Origin of the sequence: Gordonia sp. WA4-43, from assembly GCF_020520305.1 — a bacterium.
In the GTDB taxonomy this organism is placed as follows: Bacteria; Actinomycetota; Actinomycetes; order Mycobacteriales; family Mycobacteriaceae; genus Gordonia; species Gordonia hongkongensis.
In genome coordinates this window covers 3,650,803-3,663,307 of the sequence record NZ_CP084736.1, presented here as the reverse complement: position 1 = coordinate 3,663,307, position 12,505 = coordinate 3,650,803, and the positions used below count along the sequence as shown (strand labels likewise).

Annotated in this window: 27 protein-coding genes; 9 read left to right on the top strand and 18 right to left on the bottom strand. The window is 67.7% G+C overall.

Going from position 1 to position 12,505, the window contains the following annotated elements; translation table 11 throughout:
• Positions 1–2: 2 nt before the first annotated feature.
• From LEL84_RS16435 to LEL84_RS16375, 13 genes are all read right to left on the bottom strand, one after another.
• Complete coding sequence (locus LEL84_RS16435) at positions 3–308, bottom strand: DUF1360 domain-containing protein (RefSeq protein WP_226512184.1); 306 nt, start codon at positions 306–308, stop codon at positions 3–5.
• 137 nt (positions 309–445) lie between these two features.
• Positions 446–847, bottom strand: a complete 402-nt coding sequence (locus tag LEL84_RS16430) for a DUF4326 domain-containing protein (protein WP_226512183.1) — start codon at positions 845–847, stop codon at positions 446–448.
• Positions 847–1,059 (bottom strand): hypothetical protein, encoded by a 213-nt coding sequence (locus tag LEL84_RS16425; protein ID WP_226512182.1) that lies wholly within the window; start codon positions 1,057–1,059, stop codon positions 847–849. The genes LEL84_RS16430 and LEL84_RS16425 overlap by 1 nt, the downstream gene beginning before the upstream one ends.
• Positions 1,059–1,751, bottom strand: coding sequence for a hypothetical protein (locus LEL84_RS16420; RefSeq protein ID WP_226512181.1), 693 nt, complete (start codon positions 1,749–1,751; stop codon positions 1,059–1,061). The genes LEL84_RS16425 and LEL84_RS16420 overlap by 1 nt, the downstream gene beginning before the upstream one ends.
• Positions 1,748–1,891: a hypothetical protein gene (locus LEL84_RS16415; protein WP_226512180.1), complete on the bottom strand. Its 144-nt coding sequence runs from the start codon at positions 1,889–1,891 to the stop codon at positions 1,748–1,750. Before LEL84_RS16415 ends, LEL84_RS16420 begins: the two co-directional genes overlap by 4 nt.
• Positions 1,888–2,343, bottom strand: coding sequence for a hypothetical protein (locus LEL84_RS16410; protein WP_226512179.1), 456 nt, complete (start codon positions 2,341–2,343; stop codon positions 1,888–1,890). Before LEL84_RS16410 ends, LEL84_RS16415 begins: the two co-directional genes overlap by 4 nt.
• Positions 2,340–2,711 (bottom strand): hypothetical protein, encoded by a 372-nt coding sequence (locus LEL84_RS16405; RefSeq protein WP_226512178.1) that lies wholly within the window; start codon positions 2,709–2,711, stop codon positions 2,340–2,342. The genes LEL84_RS16410 and LEL84_RS16405 overlap by 4 nt, the downstream gene beginning before the upstream one ends.
• A gap of 178 nt (positions 2,712–2,889) precedes the next feature.
• A complete protein-coding gene (locus LEL84_RS16400; protein WP_226512177.1) occupies positions 2,890–4,494 on the bottom strand; it encodes a terminase large subunit domain-containing protein in 1,605 nt (534 codons plus the stop codon).
• On the bottom strand, positions 4,491–4,847 hold the full coding sequence (locus LEL84_RS16395; protein WP_226512176.1) for a hypothetical protein: 357 nt from the start codon (positions 4,845–4,847) through the stop codon (positions 4,491–4,493). Before LEL84_RS16395 ends, LEL84_RS16400 begins: the two co-directional genes overlap by 4 nt.
• Positions 4,844–5,074 carry a hypothetical protein gene (locus LEL84_RS16390; RefSeq protein ID WP_226512175.1) on the bottom strand — a complete coding sequence of 77 codons (231 nt, stop codon included), beginning with the start codon at positions 5,072–5,074 and terminating at the stop codon, positions 4,844–4,846. Before LEL84_RS16390 ends, LEL84_RS16395 begins: the two co-directional genes overlap by 4 nt.
• Positions 5,071–5,235 carry a hypothetical protein gene (locus LEL84_RS16385; protein WP_226512174.1) on the bottom strand — a complete coding sequence of 55 codons (165 nt, stop codon included), beginning with the start codon at positions 5,233–5,235 and terminating at the stop codon, positions 5,071–5,073. The genes LEL84_RS16390 and LEL84_RS16385 overlap by 4 nt, the downstream gene beginning before the upstream one ends.
• A complete protein-coding gene (locus tag LEL84_RS16380; protein WP_226512173.1) occupies positions 5,232–5,774 on the bottom strand; it encodes a hypothetical protein in 543 nt (180 codons plus the stop codon). The genes LEL84_RS16385 and LEL84_RS16380 overlap by 4 nt, the downstream gene beginning before the upstream one ends.
• Complete coding sequence (locus LEL84_RS16375) at positions 5,771–6,289, bottom strand: hypothetical protein (RefSeq protein WP_226512172.1); 519 nt, start codon at positions 6,287–6,289, stop codon at positions 5,771–5,773. Before LEL84_RS16375 ends, LEL84_RS16380 begins: the two co-directional genes overlap by 4 nt.
• Before the next feature lie 126 nt (positions 6,290–6,415).
• On the opposite strand from LEL84_RS16375, the gene LEL84_RS16370 reads away from it, so the two are divergent.
• The 9 genes from LEL84_RS16370 to LEL84_RS16330 all read left to right on the top strand — a co-directional run bounded on the left by LEL84_RS16370 (position 6,416) and on the right by LEL84_RS16330 (position 9,306).
• Complete coding sequence (locus LEL84_RS16370) at positions 6,416–6,589, top strand: hypothetical protein (RefSeq protein ID WP_226512171.1); 174 nt, start codon at positions 6,416–6,418, stop codon at positions 6,587–6,589.
• The gene (locus LEL84_RS16365) at positions 6,586–6,810 is read left to right on the top strand and encodes a hypothetical protein (protein WP_226512170.1); all 225 of its coding nucleotides are present in this window, start codon (positions 6,586–6,588) and stop codon (positions 6,808–6,810) included. Before LEL84_RS16370 ends, LEL84_RS16365 begins: the two co-directional genes overlap by 4 nt.
• Positions 6,807–7,142, top strand: a complete 336-nt coding sequence (locus LEL84_RS16360; RefSeq protein WP_226512169.1) for a hypothetical protein — start codon at positions 6,807–6,809, stop codon at positions 7,140–7,142. The genes LEL84_RS16365 and LEL84_RS16360 overlap by 4 nt, the downstream gene beginning before the upstream one ends.
• 11 nt (positions 7,143–7,153) lie before the next feature.
• On the top strand, positions 7,154–7,432 hold the full coding sequence (locus tag LEL84_RS16355) for a hypothetical protein (protein ID WP_226512168.1): 279 nt from the start codon (positions 7,154–7,156) through the stop codon (positions 7,430–7,432).
• An 82-nt stretch (positions 7,433–7,514) separates the two neighbouring features.
• Positions 7,515–7,853, top strand: coding sequence for a hypothetical protein (locus LEL84_RS16350; protein WP_226512167.1), 339 nt, complete (start codon positions 7,515–7,517; stop codon positions 7,851–7,853).
• Positions 7,850–8,107 (top strand): hypothetical protein, encoded by a 258-nt coding sequence (locus tag LEL84_RS16345; RefSeq protein ID WP_226512166.1) that lies wholly within the window; start codon positions 7,850–7,852, stop codon positions 8,105–8,107. The genes LEL84_RS16350 and LEL84_RS16345 overlap by 4 nt, the downstream gene beginning before the upstream one ends.
• 14 nt (positions 8,108–8,121) lie before the next feature.
• A complete protein-coding gene (locus tag LEL84_RS16340) occupies positions 8,122–8,424 on the top strand; it encodes a hypothetical protein (RefSeq protein ID WP_226512165.1) in 303 nt (100 codons plus the stop codon).
• Positions 8,417–9,070 carry a molecular chaperone DnaJ gene (locus LEL84_RS16335; protein ID WP_226512164.1) on the top strand — a complete coding sequence of 218 codons (654 nt, stop codon included), beginning with the start codon at positions 8,417–8,419 and terminating at the stop codon, positions 9,068–9,070. The genes LEL84_RS16340 and LEL84_RS16335 overlap by 8 nt, the downstream gene beginning before the upstream one ends.
• A 50-nt stretch (positions 9,071–9,120) precedes the next feature.
• Positions 9,121–9,306: a hypothetical protein gene (locus tag LEL84_RS16330; RefSeq protein ID WP_226512163.1), complete on the top strand. Its 186-nt coding sequence runs from the start codon at positions 9,121–9,123 to the stop codon at positions 9,304–9,306.
• Positions 9,307–9,310: 4 nt separating this feature from the next.
• Here LEL84_RS16330 and LEL84_RS16325 read toward each other — a convergent pair whose 3' ends face one another.
• From LEL84_RS16325 to LEL84_RS16305, 5 genes are all read right to left on the bottom strand, one after another.
• Positions 9,311–10,345: a virulence RhuM family protein gene (locus LEL84_RS16325; protein WP_226512162.1), complete on the bottom strand. Its 1,035-nt coding sequence runs from the start codon at positions 10,343–10,345 to the stop codon at positions 9,311–9,313.
• A gap of 539 nt (positions 10,346–10,884) precedes the next feature.
• On the bottom strand, positions 10,885–11,307 hold the full coding sequence (locus tag LEL84_RS16320) for a hypothetical protein (protein WP_226512161.1): 423 nt from the start codon (positions 11,305–11,307) through the stop codon (positions 10,885–10,887).
• Positions 11,307–11,675: a hypothetical protein gene (locus LEL84_RS16315; protein ID WP_226512160.1), complete on the bottom strand. Its 369-nt coding sequence runs from the start codon at positions 11,673–11,675 to the stop codon at positions 11,307–11,309. The genes LEL84_RS16320 and LEL84_RS16315 overlap by 1 nt, the downstream gene beginning before the upstream one ends.
• Positions 11,676–11,680: 5 nt before the next feature.
• Positions 11,681–12,118 carry a hypothetical protein gene (locus tag LEL84_RS16310; RefSeq protein ID WP_226512159.1) on the bottom strand — a complete coding sequence of 146 codons (438 nt, stop codon included), beginning with the start codon at positions 12,116–12,118 and terminating at the stop codon, positions 11,681–11,683.
• Positions 12,088–12,483 carry a hypothetical protein gene (locus LEL84_RS16305; RefSeq protein WP_226512158.1) on the bottom strand — a complete coding sequence of 132 codons (396 nt, stop codon included), beginning with the start codon at positions 12,481–12,483 and terminating at the stop codon, positions 12,088–12,090. The genes LEL84_RS16310 and LEL84_RS16305 overlap by 31 nt, the downstream gene beginning before the upstream one ends.
• Positions 12,484–12,505 lie beyond the last annotated feature (22 nt).

Genomic DNA, 12,505 nt, shown 5'->3' with positions numbered 1-12,505 from the left:
GGTCAGTCCTTTTCCTGGTAGGCGGGGTCGATCTGGGTGGCGATCCCGGACAGCCAGGAGGCGGTGCCGGCGAGTGCGACCCACTGCCACCAGGGGCCTTCGGCGACGAAGTAGCCGGCGGTGGCGACGGCGGCGCCGACCCACACCGACATGCACCAGGCGCAGCAGACGAGGGTGGCGATGGGGTGGTCGGGTCCGAGCCAGACGACGATGCGGGCGCGGATGGGGTGGGTGATGGTGTCGGCGACGATGAGCCGGGTGAGTCGGATGATGAGTCCGATGGTGAGTATGGCTGTCAGGAAGGTCACCGTGTGCACCCTTTCGCGTGGTTACGGATAAGAGTAACCGTGTGAAATGCGGTGCTGGCAGCACTCGGCCCGCCTGCGCGTGTGTCAGGCGGGCCGAGTTCTCTGGTTCCGCTACCCCATCCCCGAGGTAGCGGGAGTCATCTGTTGGCCAGTTCGAGGAGTACGTCGGCGTGGCATTCGAGTTCGAGCGGGCACCAACAGGCGAGGTCGTGACCGGCGAGCTCGGGTAGGCGTTCCGTCAGCTGTCGGTGTGCGTCGGCGTAGGCGTGGCTGAGGTTGTGGCTTGACCAGATGGTTCCGTCGGTGTGCTGAATCCACCATTGGAACCAGCGGACGGCGCGCTGGTGCGCCTCGGATCGGGTGAGGAACGAGCCGATGATCGGGCCGACGTCGCCGGCGTAGACGGTGAACCGCTCTCGGTCCGACGGGACTACCTCGATCATCGCTGGGTTTCCGAATGCGCTGGGCCGTCCGACACTGATTGCGCCTGCGGGCATGCGCCAGCCCTTCGTCCGCTTCCGCTGGATACGTTGCGGCATCAGTGATCACCGCCGACGAGTAGGTCGCGGTTCGCGTCCCGGAATGCGGAGCCGTGTCTGTCGATCCAGCGTTGCGTGACTCGCCGGTCGTGCCGGTCAAGCTCAGGGTTGACCGCGTATGTGCCGTCACGCATGAGGAGGGCGGGCACCATGTTGCGGATGCCGGGGATGTCGATCGCGCATGCGGCGAGACGGGTGTCGAAAACGGACATCAGGACACCACCTGGAAGAGATCAAGCTGTTGGCCAGCGAACCCATTGGCGTGGCAGTCGCATTCGCAGGTGTAGTGCTCGACTGGTGCGACGATGCGGGCGCTGGTACTGGTGGTGTGCTGCGACCAGCCGGGACGGAAGGTGGCGACGATGCCGAGGGGACTGGTGCGGCGGTTCTTCCGGTCGCGCCAGCACACGTGGTTCGGTGGTCGTTCGCGTCCGGCCCAGCACGCCGCGTGCTCGTCGGCGGTGCAGTGTGGCGAAGTCGGCGTGGCGGCGCTGCTCGGCGGTCCGGTGAACCACTCGGCGCGGGCCTGCTCGATCTCGCGACGGCCTTGGAGGTCGAGCGCTTCGAGGGTGATGCGGTACAGCTTCGGGATGTCGCGGGTGTCGACCGGGTACACGCGCCACGCAACCAAGGCTCGGGCGCGCAGCTCGTCGGGCAGGCTGTCGGCCCACTTCCGGACGCGAGTCAGGCTGATCGAGACCTCGCGTTCGGGCTTCCACTGGGTGGGCCACCAGCCGGTGAGCTTGCCACCGCGCACCTCGTAGGAGAACCGGCCGTTTCCGCCGCCGCGCAGGCTGCTTCGGACGTGGTCGACCATCCCGGAGGTGGCGACGATCGGAGCGATGACGCGGTGAGCGTTGCGGAGGAGGTCGATCTCGTCAACGGTCAGGACCAGGGGCGTCATAAGTCGGCTCCTGTGCCGGTGATGGTGTTGTGTTCCTCGGGTTCGGCGTTGCGGCGCTGCTGCAACACCCAAACCACGCGGAGGATGCCTGCGAGGAGCGCGACGAACGCGAGCGCGGACAGCACGCCGTCGGCGGTCATCGGAGGTCGCCTCTCAGGTCGCGGCGGATAAGGCGTTCGACGTCGTCGGCGAGGTTCCACAGACCGAGCGCACCGCGGGCGGGGATCGGCTCGATGAGTTTGCGGGGGTTCTCCAGCACGAGGTGGGTGATGGCGCCGCGGGGTTCGAAGATGCCTGGTGTGCGGTCGCCCCAGGTCGAGCACGTCTTGGTGCAGTCGTCGCCGGCGAAGTGGATGTCGACGAGGTCCGCGACGCCAAGGATGACACCGAGGTCGGTCGGCTGCGGCCAGTGCGGTGGAGCGGCAACCACGGCGTCGCGCACCCGTCGGTCACGCCAACCAGCCTCGGAGGCCTGTTTGCCGGCGTGGATGGCGAGGGGTCCGCGGTAGTTCCACATCTGGGTGCGGTTCTCGATGTTCTTCCCGTGGAAGATCGCCCACGCCCACGGCTGGCGAATCGTCAGAGCTTTCACGAGCCACCGCCGAGGATGCTGCGGAGCACGCGCCGACCTGACGGTGTGAGGTCGCCGTGCGTCACCAGCTCGTCGAGGGCGGCTTGTGCCCGTTTGATGTCAGCGCGAGCCTCGTCCCTTTGACGCAGAGTCCTCGCCTCCATCTTCACCGAGTAGGCGTCCGACTTGTGCTCCGTCTCGGCGATGAGCCACTCCGCGATCTGCTGCGCCTGGTCGAGTTCGGCGAGGAGTCGTTCCATCAGCTCCGGTGCGGCGTTGTGCGCGTCCGGGATTGACTGATCGCGGTTTCCACTCCCCGACCACAGCGTCAGCGGACCCGGCCACGTGTCGAGCCATCGGCGGGCGACGGCCCGCACATCGACAGACATCAGACGCCCGTCGTGTTGACGACGCCGTACGCGAGCAGCAGCGTCGCGGCGATGCCCCAGGCGGCGGCGTGTAGATGGTCTTTCCAGGTGATGTTCATGATCATGGTCCTCTCCGAACTGTTGTGGTGATGCGAACACGGTAGCTTTGCTAGGTCACTGTTTCAAGTGTTACCTATGTTCACCCCGCGATACGGCGTGCTGCGACACCCGTGCGAGGTGTCGCGCCCCGCGACCGGGCCGCCGGGTTCGCGACCGACGCCCCACGCGGAAGTGCCGGCAACACCTCCATCGAGCCGTACACCCCGGCGTCCAGCGCACCCGGCGACCAGGTCGTGCCGGGCTCCCACAGCAGCCACTCATCCGACAGCTGCTTCAGGTCGGCGCCGGCGGCGAACCACTGCCGTTCGGACTTGATGGCCTGGGCGATCGGCTCGGCGCGCAGGATCTTCGACTTCTTCGCCGTCACTTCCTTGATCAACGGGCACAGCGCATCCCGCGGAATCTTCCCCTCGCGTTGGAGCTCGGCCCACGCCTGCGCGATCAGCGTCTTCGCCATGTCGCCGCCGAAGTTCTTCTCCACGACGATGTGCCCGGCCTCGTGCTCGTGGGCGACCAGGCACGCCTTCCGCGACCACTCGTACGAGGACATGTTCGCGGTGTAGTCGGCGCGGAACCAGCCGCGTTTCTCCATGTCGAGGCCGACGACGACGATGCCGGCGGTGTCGCGGCCGCCGCCGGACGGGTCGACAGCGACCACGTTCCGCCGCCATTCCGTTGGCGCGGTGGCGGTGTGGTTACGGATGTCGTCGGCGGTGAGCAGCGCACCCTGGGCGTCGAACGGTGTGCCCTGATAGAGGGCGTTCCAGTCGCGGTTGGTGACAGTCTTCCGCGCGCGGCCCCAATGCGCGAGCAGGGCGCCGATGTCAGCGGCATCGATACGGGGGTGGGTGATCGGTTCGCCCGGTTCACGGCCGAGCGGATCCGCGTAGATCCCCTTCTCGGGGTCCTCGGCGAGCGCGAGGGTCGGGAGGTGCAGGACGTGCCACTCCCCTCCTTCCTCGACGCGCCCGTCCTGGTCGAGCAGTCGGCCGGCGAGGTCGTCCTTGTGGAAGCGGGTCATGATCAACGCTTCGCGGAACGTCGGCGACTTACGCGACGACCACACCGACGAGTACCAGTCCCACACCGATTCGCGGACCACCGGAGACTCGGCCTGCTCGCGGTCCTTCACCGGATCGTCGATGATGCCCAAGTCCATCGGCTGACCGGTCAGGCCACCGCGGACACCGACCGACCGCATGCCCCCGCCGGTGCGGAGCATCCATGCGGCCCTTGTATTCTCGGCGTCCTTGAGCTGCAGGCCGTACTCGCCGCCGTACATGGTGACGAGGTCTCGGGTTGCGGAGCCGTGGGTGACGGCGAGGCTGGCGGCGTAGGAGCCGAGGACGATGCGGTCGCGGGGTCGCATCGTCAGCCACCAGAACGGGAACCACCGCGAGGTGCGTGTGGACTTGCCGGTCTGGGGGCCGATGAAGATCATCTGTCGGCGGTTGGGTTCGGCGAGTAGGCCGATGAGTGCGTTGTCGATCGCCTCGAGGTGCGGGCGCTGGACCTGGGAGTGGTCGTGTTTCAGCGCGAGCTGTCCGGGGCTCGTGGTGTCGTTGACGGCGATGCCGAGTTCAGCGCACTGGGCGGCGAGGCGGCGTTTCAGTTCGAGGCGCGCGGCGCGGGTCATGCCGATGAGCGCGGACGGCGCGACCTCGAGATCGTCGGGGGTGGTCACCGATCCACCTTCCATATCCCCCGCTTCCGGAGGGCCTCCTCGACCTGGCTGGTGACGCCCTGCGGGACCACCAGCACGCCGGGTCTGACGACTACCGACTGCCGCATGCGCCCGGTCACCACGCCGGCGCTGCCGCGCGGCGGGATGCGGCTGGGATCGCCCTGCCCTCCTCCACTGCGCGGTGCGCGCCGGGCCGGGGGTGTCGCGCGCGCGGCGCGGTCGATAGCGCGTTCCTGGCGGATGAGGTCGCGCCATTCGGCGTACCGCCAGCCCGCTTTCCACGATGCCCAGAAGCACGGGTACGACGCGCCGATGGCGACCCCCGCGTCAGCGAGGACGGACCAGGCGCTCACGGGGCGACCTCGGGATCGGTCCACGTGGACGCGTCGAACGGGTCATCCGGGATGCGCCACCGATCGCGGTCGCCGTACCCCCACTCGAAGACGGCGGGAGCCAGGGTCCCGTACGCCTGCACCAGCGCGAACAGGAATGGGCGGAGGCCGCCGCACATCCGGACGTCGTGACGGAGGCGGGAAGGCGGGTGCAGGCGTGGCACCCGGTTGACGACGCGGGCGGTCACTGTTCGTCGTCCTCGTCGGGCGTGAACGAGTAGATGCGGCATTCGATGCCGTCGCACGTGAGGCCACCTGCGATGCGGCCGAGCACTTCCCAGGCACGCGCGACCTCGGCGTCGGTGGTGGTGTCGATCGCGAGGGTGACCGTCCTACGCTGTTCACTCATCGGCGTTTCCGTCCGTCGGCGCGGGCCGCCCACATCGGCGGGGTGTGCGACGGTCGGGGCAGGGCGCGTTGCTGCGGGGTGCTGTCAGCGGCATCGACCGGGATGCCGGCGCGCTCCATGACACCGAGCAGGTTCCGCATCTCGTCCGACACGTTCTGGAGCACGATGGTGAACTGCCGACCGGCTTCCTGGAATGCCTGGCGGACACCCTCCCAAGCGGTAACGAGCTCGTCGTCGGTCGGGGGCGTGATCTGAAAGTCGATGACCGCGCCGCGGATCGGAGTCTGGTTCCCGTCGGCGTCGATGATCGATACGCGCGCGGCCGCCTTGGACCGGGCTGGCCAGATGGGCGGTTTCAGCGGTCCCTGCACTGCGGAGCCCGGGCACCTCGCGTGCGGCAGTCCGTGCCAGCGTGCTTGGCATCCGGCGTGCGGACAGTGGGGCTGGTTAATGTTGTGGTCCCACCCTGACGCCTCCTGTTGGAGCTGCTCGTCGACGAGGGCGTCGATCGCGTCGAGCACCGCGGTCTCGGGGTTCACGCCTCGGCCTCGTTCTCGACGACCTGGGCGTCGACGATCGAGTCCAGGACCGGTGTCGGCGGCAACGCGGCCGGGTCGCCCTGCCCCTTCAACTTCCGTACCAGCGCGGCGATCTCGTCGTCGAGTTCGTCCTTCACCCGCACGGTGGCCTCGACCTGGACGGGCGCGGTGATGCCCTCGAGCTTCGCTTTCCGGTCGAACACGCGGAGTACGGCGTCGAGCGCCTTGTAGTGGTCGGGGTGGTCGCGGTTGAGTGCGGTGGGCATCTCTGTCGAGATCAGCATGTCGAGCTGGTCGAGCATGATCGTGGCGGCTTCGTCGGCGAGCTCGTCGCGTTCTCTGCGGCGGCGGGCGATCGCGCGTTCGATTGCCTTCTTCGCGGACTGGGGTTCGCGGTAGCCGACCTCCTTCGCTATGTCGACGTACTTCATGCCCTTGAGGAACAGGTCGAGGCACATCACTTCGCGTTCGACGATGGCGTTTTGGTAGCGGGGGCTGGTCTTGGCGTCGCCCATGGTTCCCTCCTGGTGTGGTGATGGTCTGTTCAGTATGAGTGATTGTTGCAGGTTTCTCTTGAACTGTTACCTATGTTCAGTCTATGTTTGTTCACATCACCACAACAACGACGGAGAGAGCCAGAGATGATGGAGCTGCTGAACCCCCCGAACGAACTGACCGACCTCGAAGCGCAGATCGCGACCGGGTGGGACGACTGGGAAGCCATGCCCGACGGCGCCGGCCGCGACCGGCTGCGGGATGAGCTGTGGGCGATGGAAGACCGCGCCGACCGCCTCATCGACGAGGCCGGCCGATGAGCGCGAGCGACCTCGTCGTCGAGGACATCGCGATCGCAGTCGAGATTCGCGGAGTCTACGACGGCACCAGCGCCTACCTGATGAAGGACGGGACCTGGCGCAACCGCTGGGACGGGCTCGGACTTCCGAAACGCCAACGCGCTACCGCCGATTGGATCGAGCAGAACGGCGAAGCGTTCCGCGAGGCGAACCGCGACCTCCTCGACGAGGATGCGCGGTGACGGCGCTCGTGGCGCAGGACACGGCGGCGTGCGACTGCGGGACCCAGCGTCCCGTCCACGCCCCGTGGTGCGCGTCCGAGGTCGAGTGGTACACCACCCCCTGGGGTGCGACGACCCTCGTGGCCGAGTACTTCGCGGTCACCGTCCTCGCCGTCGAGGAACACGGCGGGCTGGTGCTGTGGTGGGTCGCGACCGTCCGCACCACCCTGTACGCGCCGATCCAGTCGTTCCGGTGGTCGGCGACGTTCGACAGCCGCGAGGAGGCGCAGGAGGCCGCGGTGGTCACCGTCCGCACCCATCTGACGGTCGCGAATGCCCGGGCCGAGTCATGATGTTCGCCAACATGATTCGAGAACTCAGTGCCGCCGCCCGCTCCCATCCGACCGCAGCGCTGGCCGCGCTCGGGGTCGGGGTGTTCGCCTTACTGTCCGCGGTGCTCGCCGACGTCGACCCCGCGATCGCGGTCGTGTCGTTCGTCCTCGCGACGGTCGTGGTGCTGGCGATCGCCGTCCCGGCCGGACGCCGCCGGTACCGGCTGGCGCAGGAACGCCGCAACCAGGACCTTGCCGACCGCGCCGACGACCAGAACCGGCGCTGGAACGAGCACGGCCACCTCTGGTGAGCCTGGGTCGTGCGCCCCGCCCCCGGAGTTGCGCCGGGGGTGTGGACGGTCAACCCAGGCCACAGAATCTAAGGAGAACAGCATGATTCGCAAACTGAGCATCGCCCTGGCCTCGCTCGCCGTCCTGGCCGCCCCGGTGGCCGTCGCCATGGCCAACCCCACCCCAGCTCCGGCTCGGGTGCCGGCGCCGTGCGTCATCCAGCTCGGCAACGGTGGGACGGCGCCGTGCCCGCCGCCGATCGTGTCGACGGACGGCTCCTCGATCGGTGGTGGCGCCAACACGGACCCGGTGAACATGGGCGACCTCCCCCGCACGGGACCCGACTACTCCTACGAGGCCCCGACGTGGACGCCGGCCGAGGAGGAGCCGGACACCGAGGAGCCGACCGAGACCGAAGAGCCCGCGCCGGAGGCGGAGTGAACACACTGACCAGCCGCATGTCGGTGCTGGACAGGTTGGGTCGGACAGCCACGGTGACGTGGCTGTCCACCCACCTGACCCCCGACCGGGCGCGGGAACTCCTCGAGCAGGGCACCGCCCCGGCGGACTTGCAGGAGGCGTGGAACGCGGCGGTCGCCGACGGCGCGACGAAAGAGCAGATGGACGACGCCCTCGACTACACGTATCGGAATGCGCTGCACAGCATCCGGTGGGGGCGGGCGGTGGAGTGGTGAAGGCGTCGGACGTAATGGATCTTCCCGAGGTCGCGGACGCGGCTGGCTGGACGATCGAATCGGCGCGGGTGCTCTACGCGCGGGCCCGCCGCAACCGCGAGAACGGAACACCAGGCCGCGCCGACCTGCCCGCCCCGCTGCGGACCGTGTCGGGCCGTTACCCGATCTGGACGCGATCGCAGATCGAGGACTGGATTCGGCGTCGTGAGAGGCGGTGCAAGCAGTGTGGTGATCCGGTCGCGTCGCCGTTGCCGCCGGGCCACAACTTCGAATGCGCCAGGTGCGCTGGACTGGAAGAGGAGATGCGCGGTGAGTGACTACCCAGCCGGCATGACGCTACGGCCGATTGAGCGGTGGCCCAGGAAGCTGACCGTCAACCGGGAACGGTCACCGTTCTCGGCGCCGTGGAGCGCGACTCTCGAACTCCTCGAGCGGGAGCTGTCGCATCTGTCGGCCGACCCGCGGCGGCTCGTCGCGCCGTCGGTGCTGCAGATCGCGATGCGTGAGCAGGACTTCCGGCTCGACGGGATGCCGCGGGCGAACGCACGACCGGAACACCCAGGCGTGATCCTGTCCGTCGAGTCGCACGCGCGGGGGACGCTGTCGTTCCCGTGCGACAAGTACCTGACCTGGCAGGACAACTTGCGGGCGATCGCACTGTCCCTCGAGGCGTTGCGGAAGGTTGACCGCTACGGCACCACCCCGAATGCCGAGCAGTACACGGGCTGGGCGCAGTTGCCGTCAGCGTCGACGGTGTCGGCGTCGCTGACGGTGGAGGAGGCGGAGGCGACGTTGCGGCGGTTGGCCGGCGACATGGACGAGTCGCTGTCGTTGGGGACGCTGGCGCAGGTGTACCGGCGTGCTCGGGCGGTCGCCCACCCGGACCGGCACCACGACGACCGCCAGTTGTGGGACGCCGTCGAGGCTGCGGCCGATGTGCTCCGCGCGGCGGGCCGGCTGTGACGGTGGCGATCCCGCCCGCGGTGTGGGTGCACGGTCGGGGCGGGTCATGGATGATCGTCGACCTCGACGCTGGCCAATACCTGTCGCTGCAGGTCGACGGAAACGGGTGGCTGGTTGAACTGTGCGGCCCTGACGACGCTGTCATCGAGCGTCGCCAGGGCCGGTCACGGTCAGGGCTTCACGCCCGAGCGGCGGCGGTGGGAGCAGCCCGGGAGCTGCGCACCGCCGTCGCGTGAGCGGCTACCGCTTCCCGACCTCGCGCGCGAGGTTCTCCAGTTCCTCAACGTGCTCGGCCTCGGAGCTCTTCAGCTCCGCGGCCTTCCGAGCCTTGTCGAACTCGTTGTAGCGTCCGCCGACGACCGACTTCATGTGCGCCGACGACACAGACCCGGCGTTCCGCAGGACGCTGCGGTCGTTGAAGTCGAGGAACTTGTCAGTGACCTCGATCCAATCGGCCATGGTCATGGTCTCGCGGCGCTTCGCGCGGTCCTCGGCGTAGTCGAGGAACATCGTGGTCAACCGGTTCAGCGCGTCCACTTCATCCTTGGTCAGGTAGTTCTTCGAGACCTCGATGTCGCATTTCCGCACCTTCGGACCCTTCCAGGTCGTCAGGCCCATGTTCGGCTTAGCCGGGTCGGACCGGTCGCAGACGAGCTCGGCGGCGGTGCGGCCGGTGACCGCGTAGACCAGCTTGTTCTGGATCGTCGAGAAGAACGTCTGCGCGGCCGGCGACTCCCGGTCGTAGTCGCTCGACGTCTCCTTGAACAGGTCGCGAACCTTCTGGTAGAACCGCTTCTCCGACGCGCGGATATCGCGGATCCGCTCGAGCAGCTCGTCGAAGTAGTCCAGGCCCGCGGGGTCCTTGAGCTTCGCGTCGTTCATCGCGAAGCCCTTGACCAGGTAGTCCTTGAGGACCGTGGTCGCGTACTGGCGGAACTTCGTGCCGCGGTCGGAGCGGACGCGGTACCCGACCGCGAGGATGACGTCGAGGTTGTACGTGTCGACGAGACGGCCGACGAGCCGGCCGCCCTCCTCCTGAACTATTCGGGATTTCCGAATAGTTGCCTCGGGGTCGCACTCCTCGTCGTCGAAGATGTTCTTGATGTGCTCGTTGATGGTCGGCACTGACTTGTCGAAGAGACGAGCGATGTCGCGCTGGGACAGCCACACGGTGCCGTCAACAGCACGAAGGTGGATCTCCGTCGCGCCGTCGTCGGAGGTGTAGACGATGAATTCGCCGTCTGTGGCGGGTTCGATGCCGTTATTGTCGGCCATGAGATGTAGCTCCTGGTGTGGAATTGATCGATCAGCGAGAACTCCACCGCCCGAAAACACACCGAGTGCCGCTGAGCACGTTTTTTAACGCGCTGAGCGGTTATGGCCTACCATCGAATATGTCTCGCCAGACAATATTCAGATGGTTGGCCGTCCGGAGCGATCTGGGCGGTGGAGTCATCATCCGAGCCGGGTCCGTTCTTCGGGCCCGGCTCGTCTCAGTGTAGTGCCTGGTACCGGCTGGAACGCGCATCATGGGCCGCTAACAGCGCCTGTGAATAACATTGATGGAAGACGCGCAGGTCAGGCGGGTGCATGACCGTGAGGCCGATTTTCCGCCTCGTCTCATCCTGTGGATAACTCGGCCGATTTCGCGTCCGTTGCTGGTAGGAGCGGTGCTTGTCCACCGTGTGTCCACACCTTGCCCGCTCGGGTCAGCGCGTGTGATCGGCCGCAGGCCGGACAGAATCCTCGAGGCCGCACTTGTCGTCGAAGTACGGCTGCGTGACCATCAGGTCGCCGGCCACTCCCGGGACACCTCACGCCTGCGGCGCCTCGTTCGCTCGTGCGAGATCCTGGCGGGCCTCGGCGAGGCGCTGTTCGGCGCGGCGGACTGCGAGCACGGGGTCGACGGCCTCGGGCTCGTCGTAGGTTTCGGCGAAGATGTCGGGCTTGCATGGGTAGAACTCGCCCTGGACGCCACGGATGATCCAGTCGCCAGCGTCGGCGCGCATGGTGCCTTCGAGGGTGTCAATGAACACGCCCCCGGGCGAGGCCGGACAACCTTGGACGGTGCCGTCGTCCAGCTCGTGACGTATCTCCTCGTAGGGCTCGTCGAAACGGGCAGTGGCGCCGTTGGCGAGGACCCAGTCGATGATCGGGGTCGCGCCGGCCGCGGTGCCGTCCCACTGCATCGCGTCGATCTCGACGGGCTTCTTCCGGTAGCGCTTCGGCCCGGTCATCAGAAGGTCCTCTCGGTGGTCTTGTCCTGCGGGTGGGTCTGTGCAAGCCAGCTGTCCCGCAGCGACACTTCGCGGCCGCGGTAGTCGAACAGGAGGCTGGTGTGGTGGCTGACCGATGCGGCGACACCGCCGAGGCCGGGCCAGTACAGCTCGACGTGGTCGATTTCGAGGCCGCGGCTGCGGTGGAGGTGCGGCCACGGCTTCCACGAGAACCCGGGCGGAGGCATGGTGCCGTGCGGGCTGCCCCATCGGTAGATGCCGACGCGTCGGGTGCTGTGTGGGCGTTTCCACTCGAGCAGGACGTTCCGCGGGCTGTGGCGGAGTTTCAGGTTCGGCGTGAGCCTCAGGGCGAGTGCGCGCCAGAGCATGCGGGTCAGTCCTTCTGTGTGAGTTGGCGGATGGTGGGCTGTAGGTCGTCGAGCTGTCGGCACATGCGGGCGAAGGGGCTGTCGGCTGGCGGGTCGAAGGTGGCCGGGCCGATGTGGACGCGGCCGCCGATGAACACACCGACGGGGCCGTCGGGTATCCGGACGATGCTGCCGTTGGCGTCGCGGAGAAGGCCGTTGTGGTGGTCGAAGTGGGGCGCTTCGTAGTAGTCGGTGCCGTGCTTCTTCACCCAGCCGGGCGGCGGCTCCTGGATCTCGTCGTGGTCGCGGCCGTCGATGACGAAGTCGCCGTCGACGATCTTGTAGCCGCCTCGCTTGGCGGCGACGAGGTCGGGGGCTGGGAGCGCGGCGGCGCCGAGGTGACGGAAGGTGTGGCGTCCGCGGGCCCGGCGGATCACTTCTTCCCTGCCTGCAGTGCGAGCCATTCGTCGTGTGCGTCGAGCACGGCGTCGAACCATTCGGCGTTGTCGTCGCCGAGCACGTTCTCGCAGTCGTCGTATGCGGTGTCCGAGGTCGGCGGGTAGACCATCGTGCCGTACCCGTTTTCGACCCGGTCGCGCACGAACTCGCGCCGGTCGTCGAGCAGCTTGCGGTACGGGTTGTGCGGCACGGCGTCGGGCCGCTGGCCCTCGTTGTATCCCTCGTCGTACGCCTCGGCCATCGCGTCGAGGTGATGCGGCGCCGAGTGTGTGGCGGGGTGCCCGATGATCGCGAGTGCTTGCTGCGTTGCGGTCTCGATGATGGCGGCGAGTTGCCGTAGATGCTGTTCGGGTGTGGTCTGGTCGGTCATGGTGTTTCCGTTCGTGGTTGGG

Coding starts and splice junctions, on each gene's coding strand:
- LEL84_RS16430 (WP_226512183.1), bottom strand. CDS start 847: ATGCCGCAACGTATCCAGCGGAAGCGGACGAAGGGCTGGCGCATGCCC.
- LEL84_RS16425 (WP_226512182.1), bottom strand. CDS start 1,059: ATGTCCGTTTTCGACACCCGTCTCGCCGCATGCGCGATCGACATCCCC.
- LEL84_RS16420 (WP_226512181.1), bottom strand. CDS start 1,751: ATGACGCCCCTGGTCCTGACCGTTGACGAGATCGACCTCCTCCGCAAC.
- LEL84_RS16415 (WP_226512180.1), bottom strand. CDS start 1,891: ATGACCGCCGACGGCGTGCTGTCCGCGCTCGCGTTCGTCGCGCTCCTC.
- LEL84_RS16405 (WP_226512178.1), bottom strand. CDS start 2,711: ATGTCTGTCGATGTGCGGGCCGTCGCCCGCCGATGGCTCGACACGTGG.
- LEL84_RS16385 (WP_226512174.1), bottom strand. CDS start 5,235: ATGAGTGAACAGCGTAGGACGGTCACCCTCGCGATCGACACCACCACC.
- LEL84_RS16375 (WP_226512172.1), bottom strand. CDS start 6,289: ATGGGCGACGCCAAGACCAGCCCCCGCTACCAAAACGCCATCGTCGAA.
- LEL84_RS16370 (WP_226512171.1), top strand. CDS start 6,416: ATGATGGAGCTGCTGAACCCCCCGAACGAACTGACCGACCTCGAAGCG.
- LEL84_RS16365 (WP_226512170.1), top strand. CDS start 6,586: ATGAGCGCGAGCGACCTCGTCGTCGAGGACATCGCGATCGCAGTCGAG.
- LEL84_RS16355 (WP_226512168.1), top strand. CDS start 7,154: ATGATTCGAGAACTCAGTGCCGCCGCCCGCTCCCATCCGACCGCAGCG.
- LEL84_RS16350 (WP_226512167.1), top strand. CDS start 7,515: ATGATTCGCAAACTGAGCATCGCCCTGGCCTCGCTCGCCGTCCTGGCC.
- LEL84_RS16340 (WP_226512165.1), top strand. CDS start 8,122: ATGGATCTTCCCGAGGTCGCGGACGCGGCTGGCTGGACGATCGAATCG.
- LEL84_RS16330 (WP_226512163.1), top strand. CDS start 9,121: ATGATCGTCGACCTCGACGCTGGCCAATACCTGTCGCTGCAGGTCGAC.
- LEL84_RS16325 (WP_226512162.1), bottom strand. CDS start 10,345: ATGGCCGACAATAACGGCATCGAACCCGCCACAGACGGCGAATTCATC.
- LEL84_RS16320 (WP_226512161.1), bottom strand. CDS start 11,307: ATGACCGGGCCGAAGCGCTACCGGAAGAAGCCCGTCGAGATCGACGCG.
- LEL84_RS16315 (WP_226512160.1), bottom strand. CDS start 11,675: ATGCTCTGGCGCGCACTCGCCCTGAGGCTCACGCCGAACCTGAAACTC.
- LEL84_RS16310 (WP_226512159.1), bottom strand. CDS start 12,118: ATGGCTCGCACTGCAGGCAGGGAAGAAGTGATCCGCCGGGCCCGCGGA.
- LEL84_RS16305 (WP_226512158.1), bottom strand. CDS start 12,483: ATGACCGACCAGACCACACCCGAACAGCATCTACGGCAACTCGCCGCC.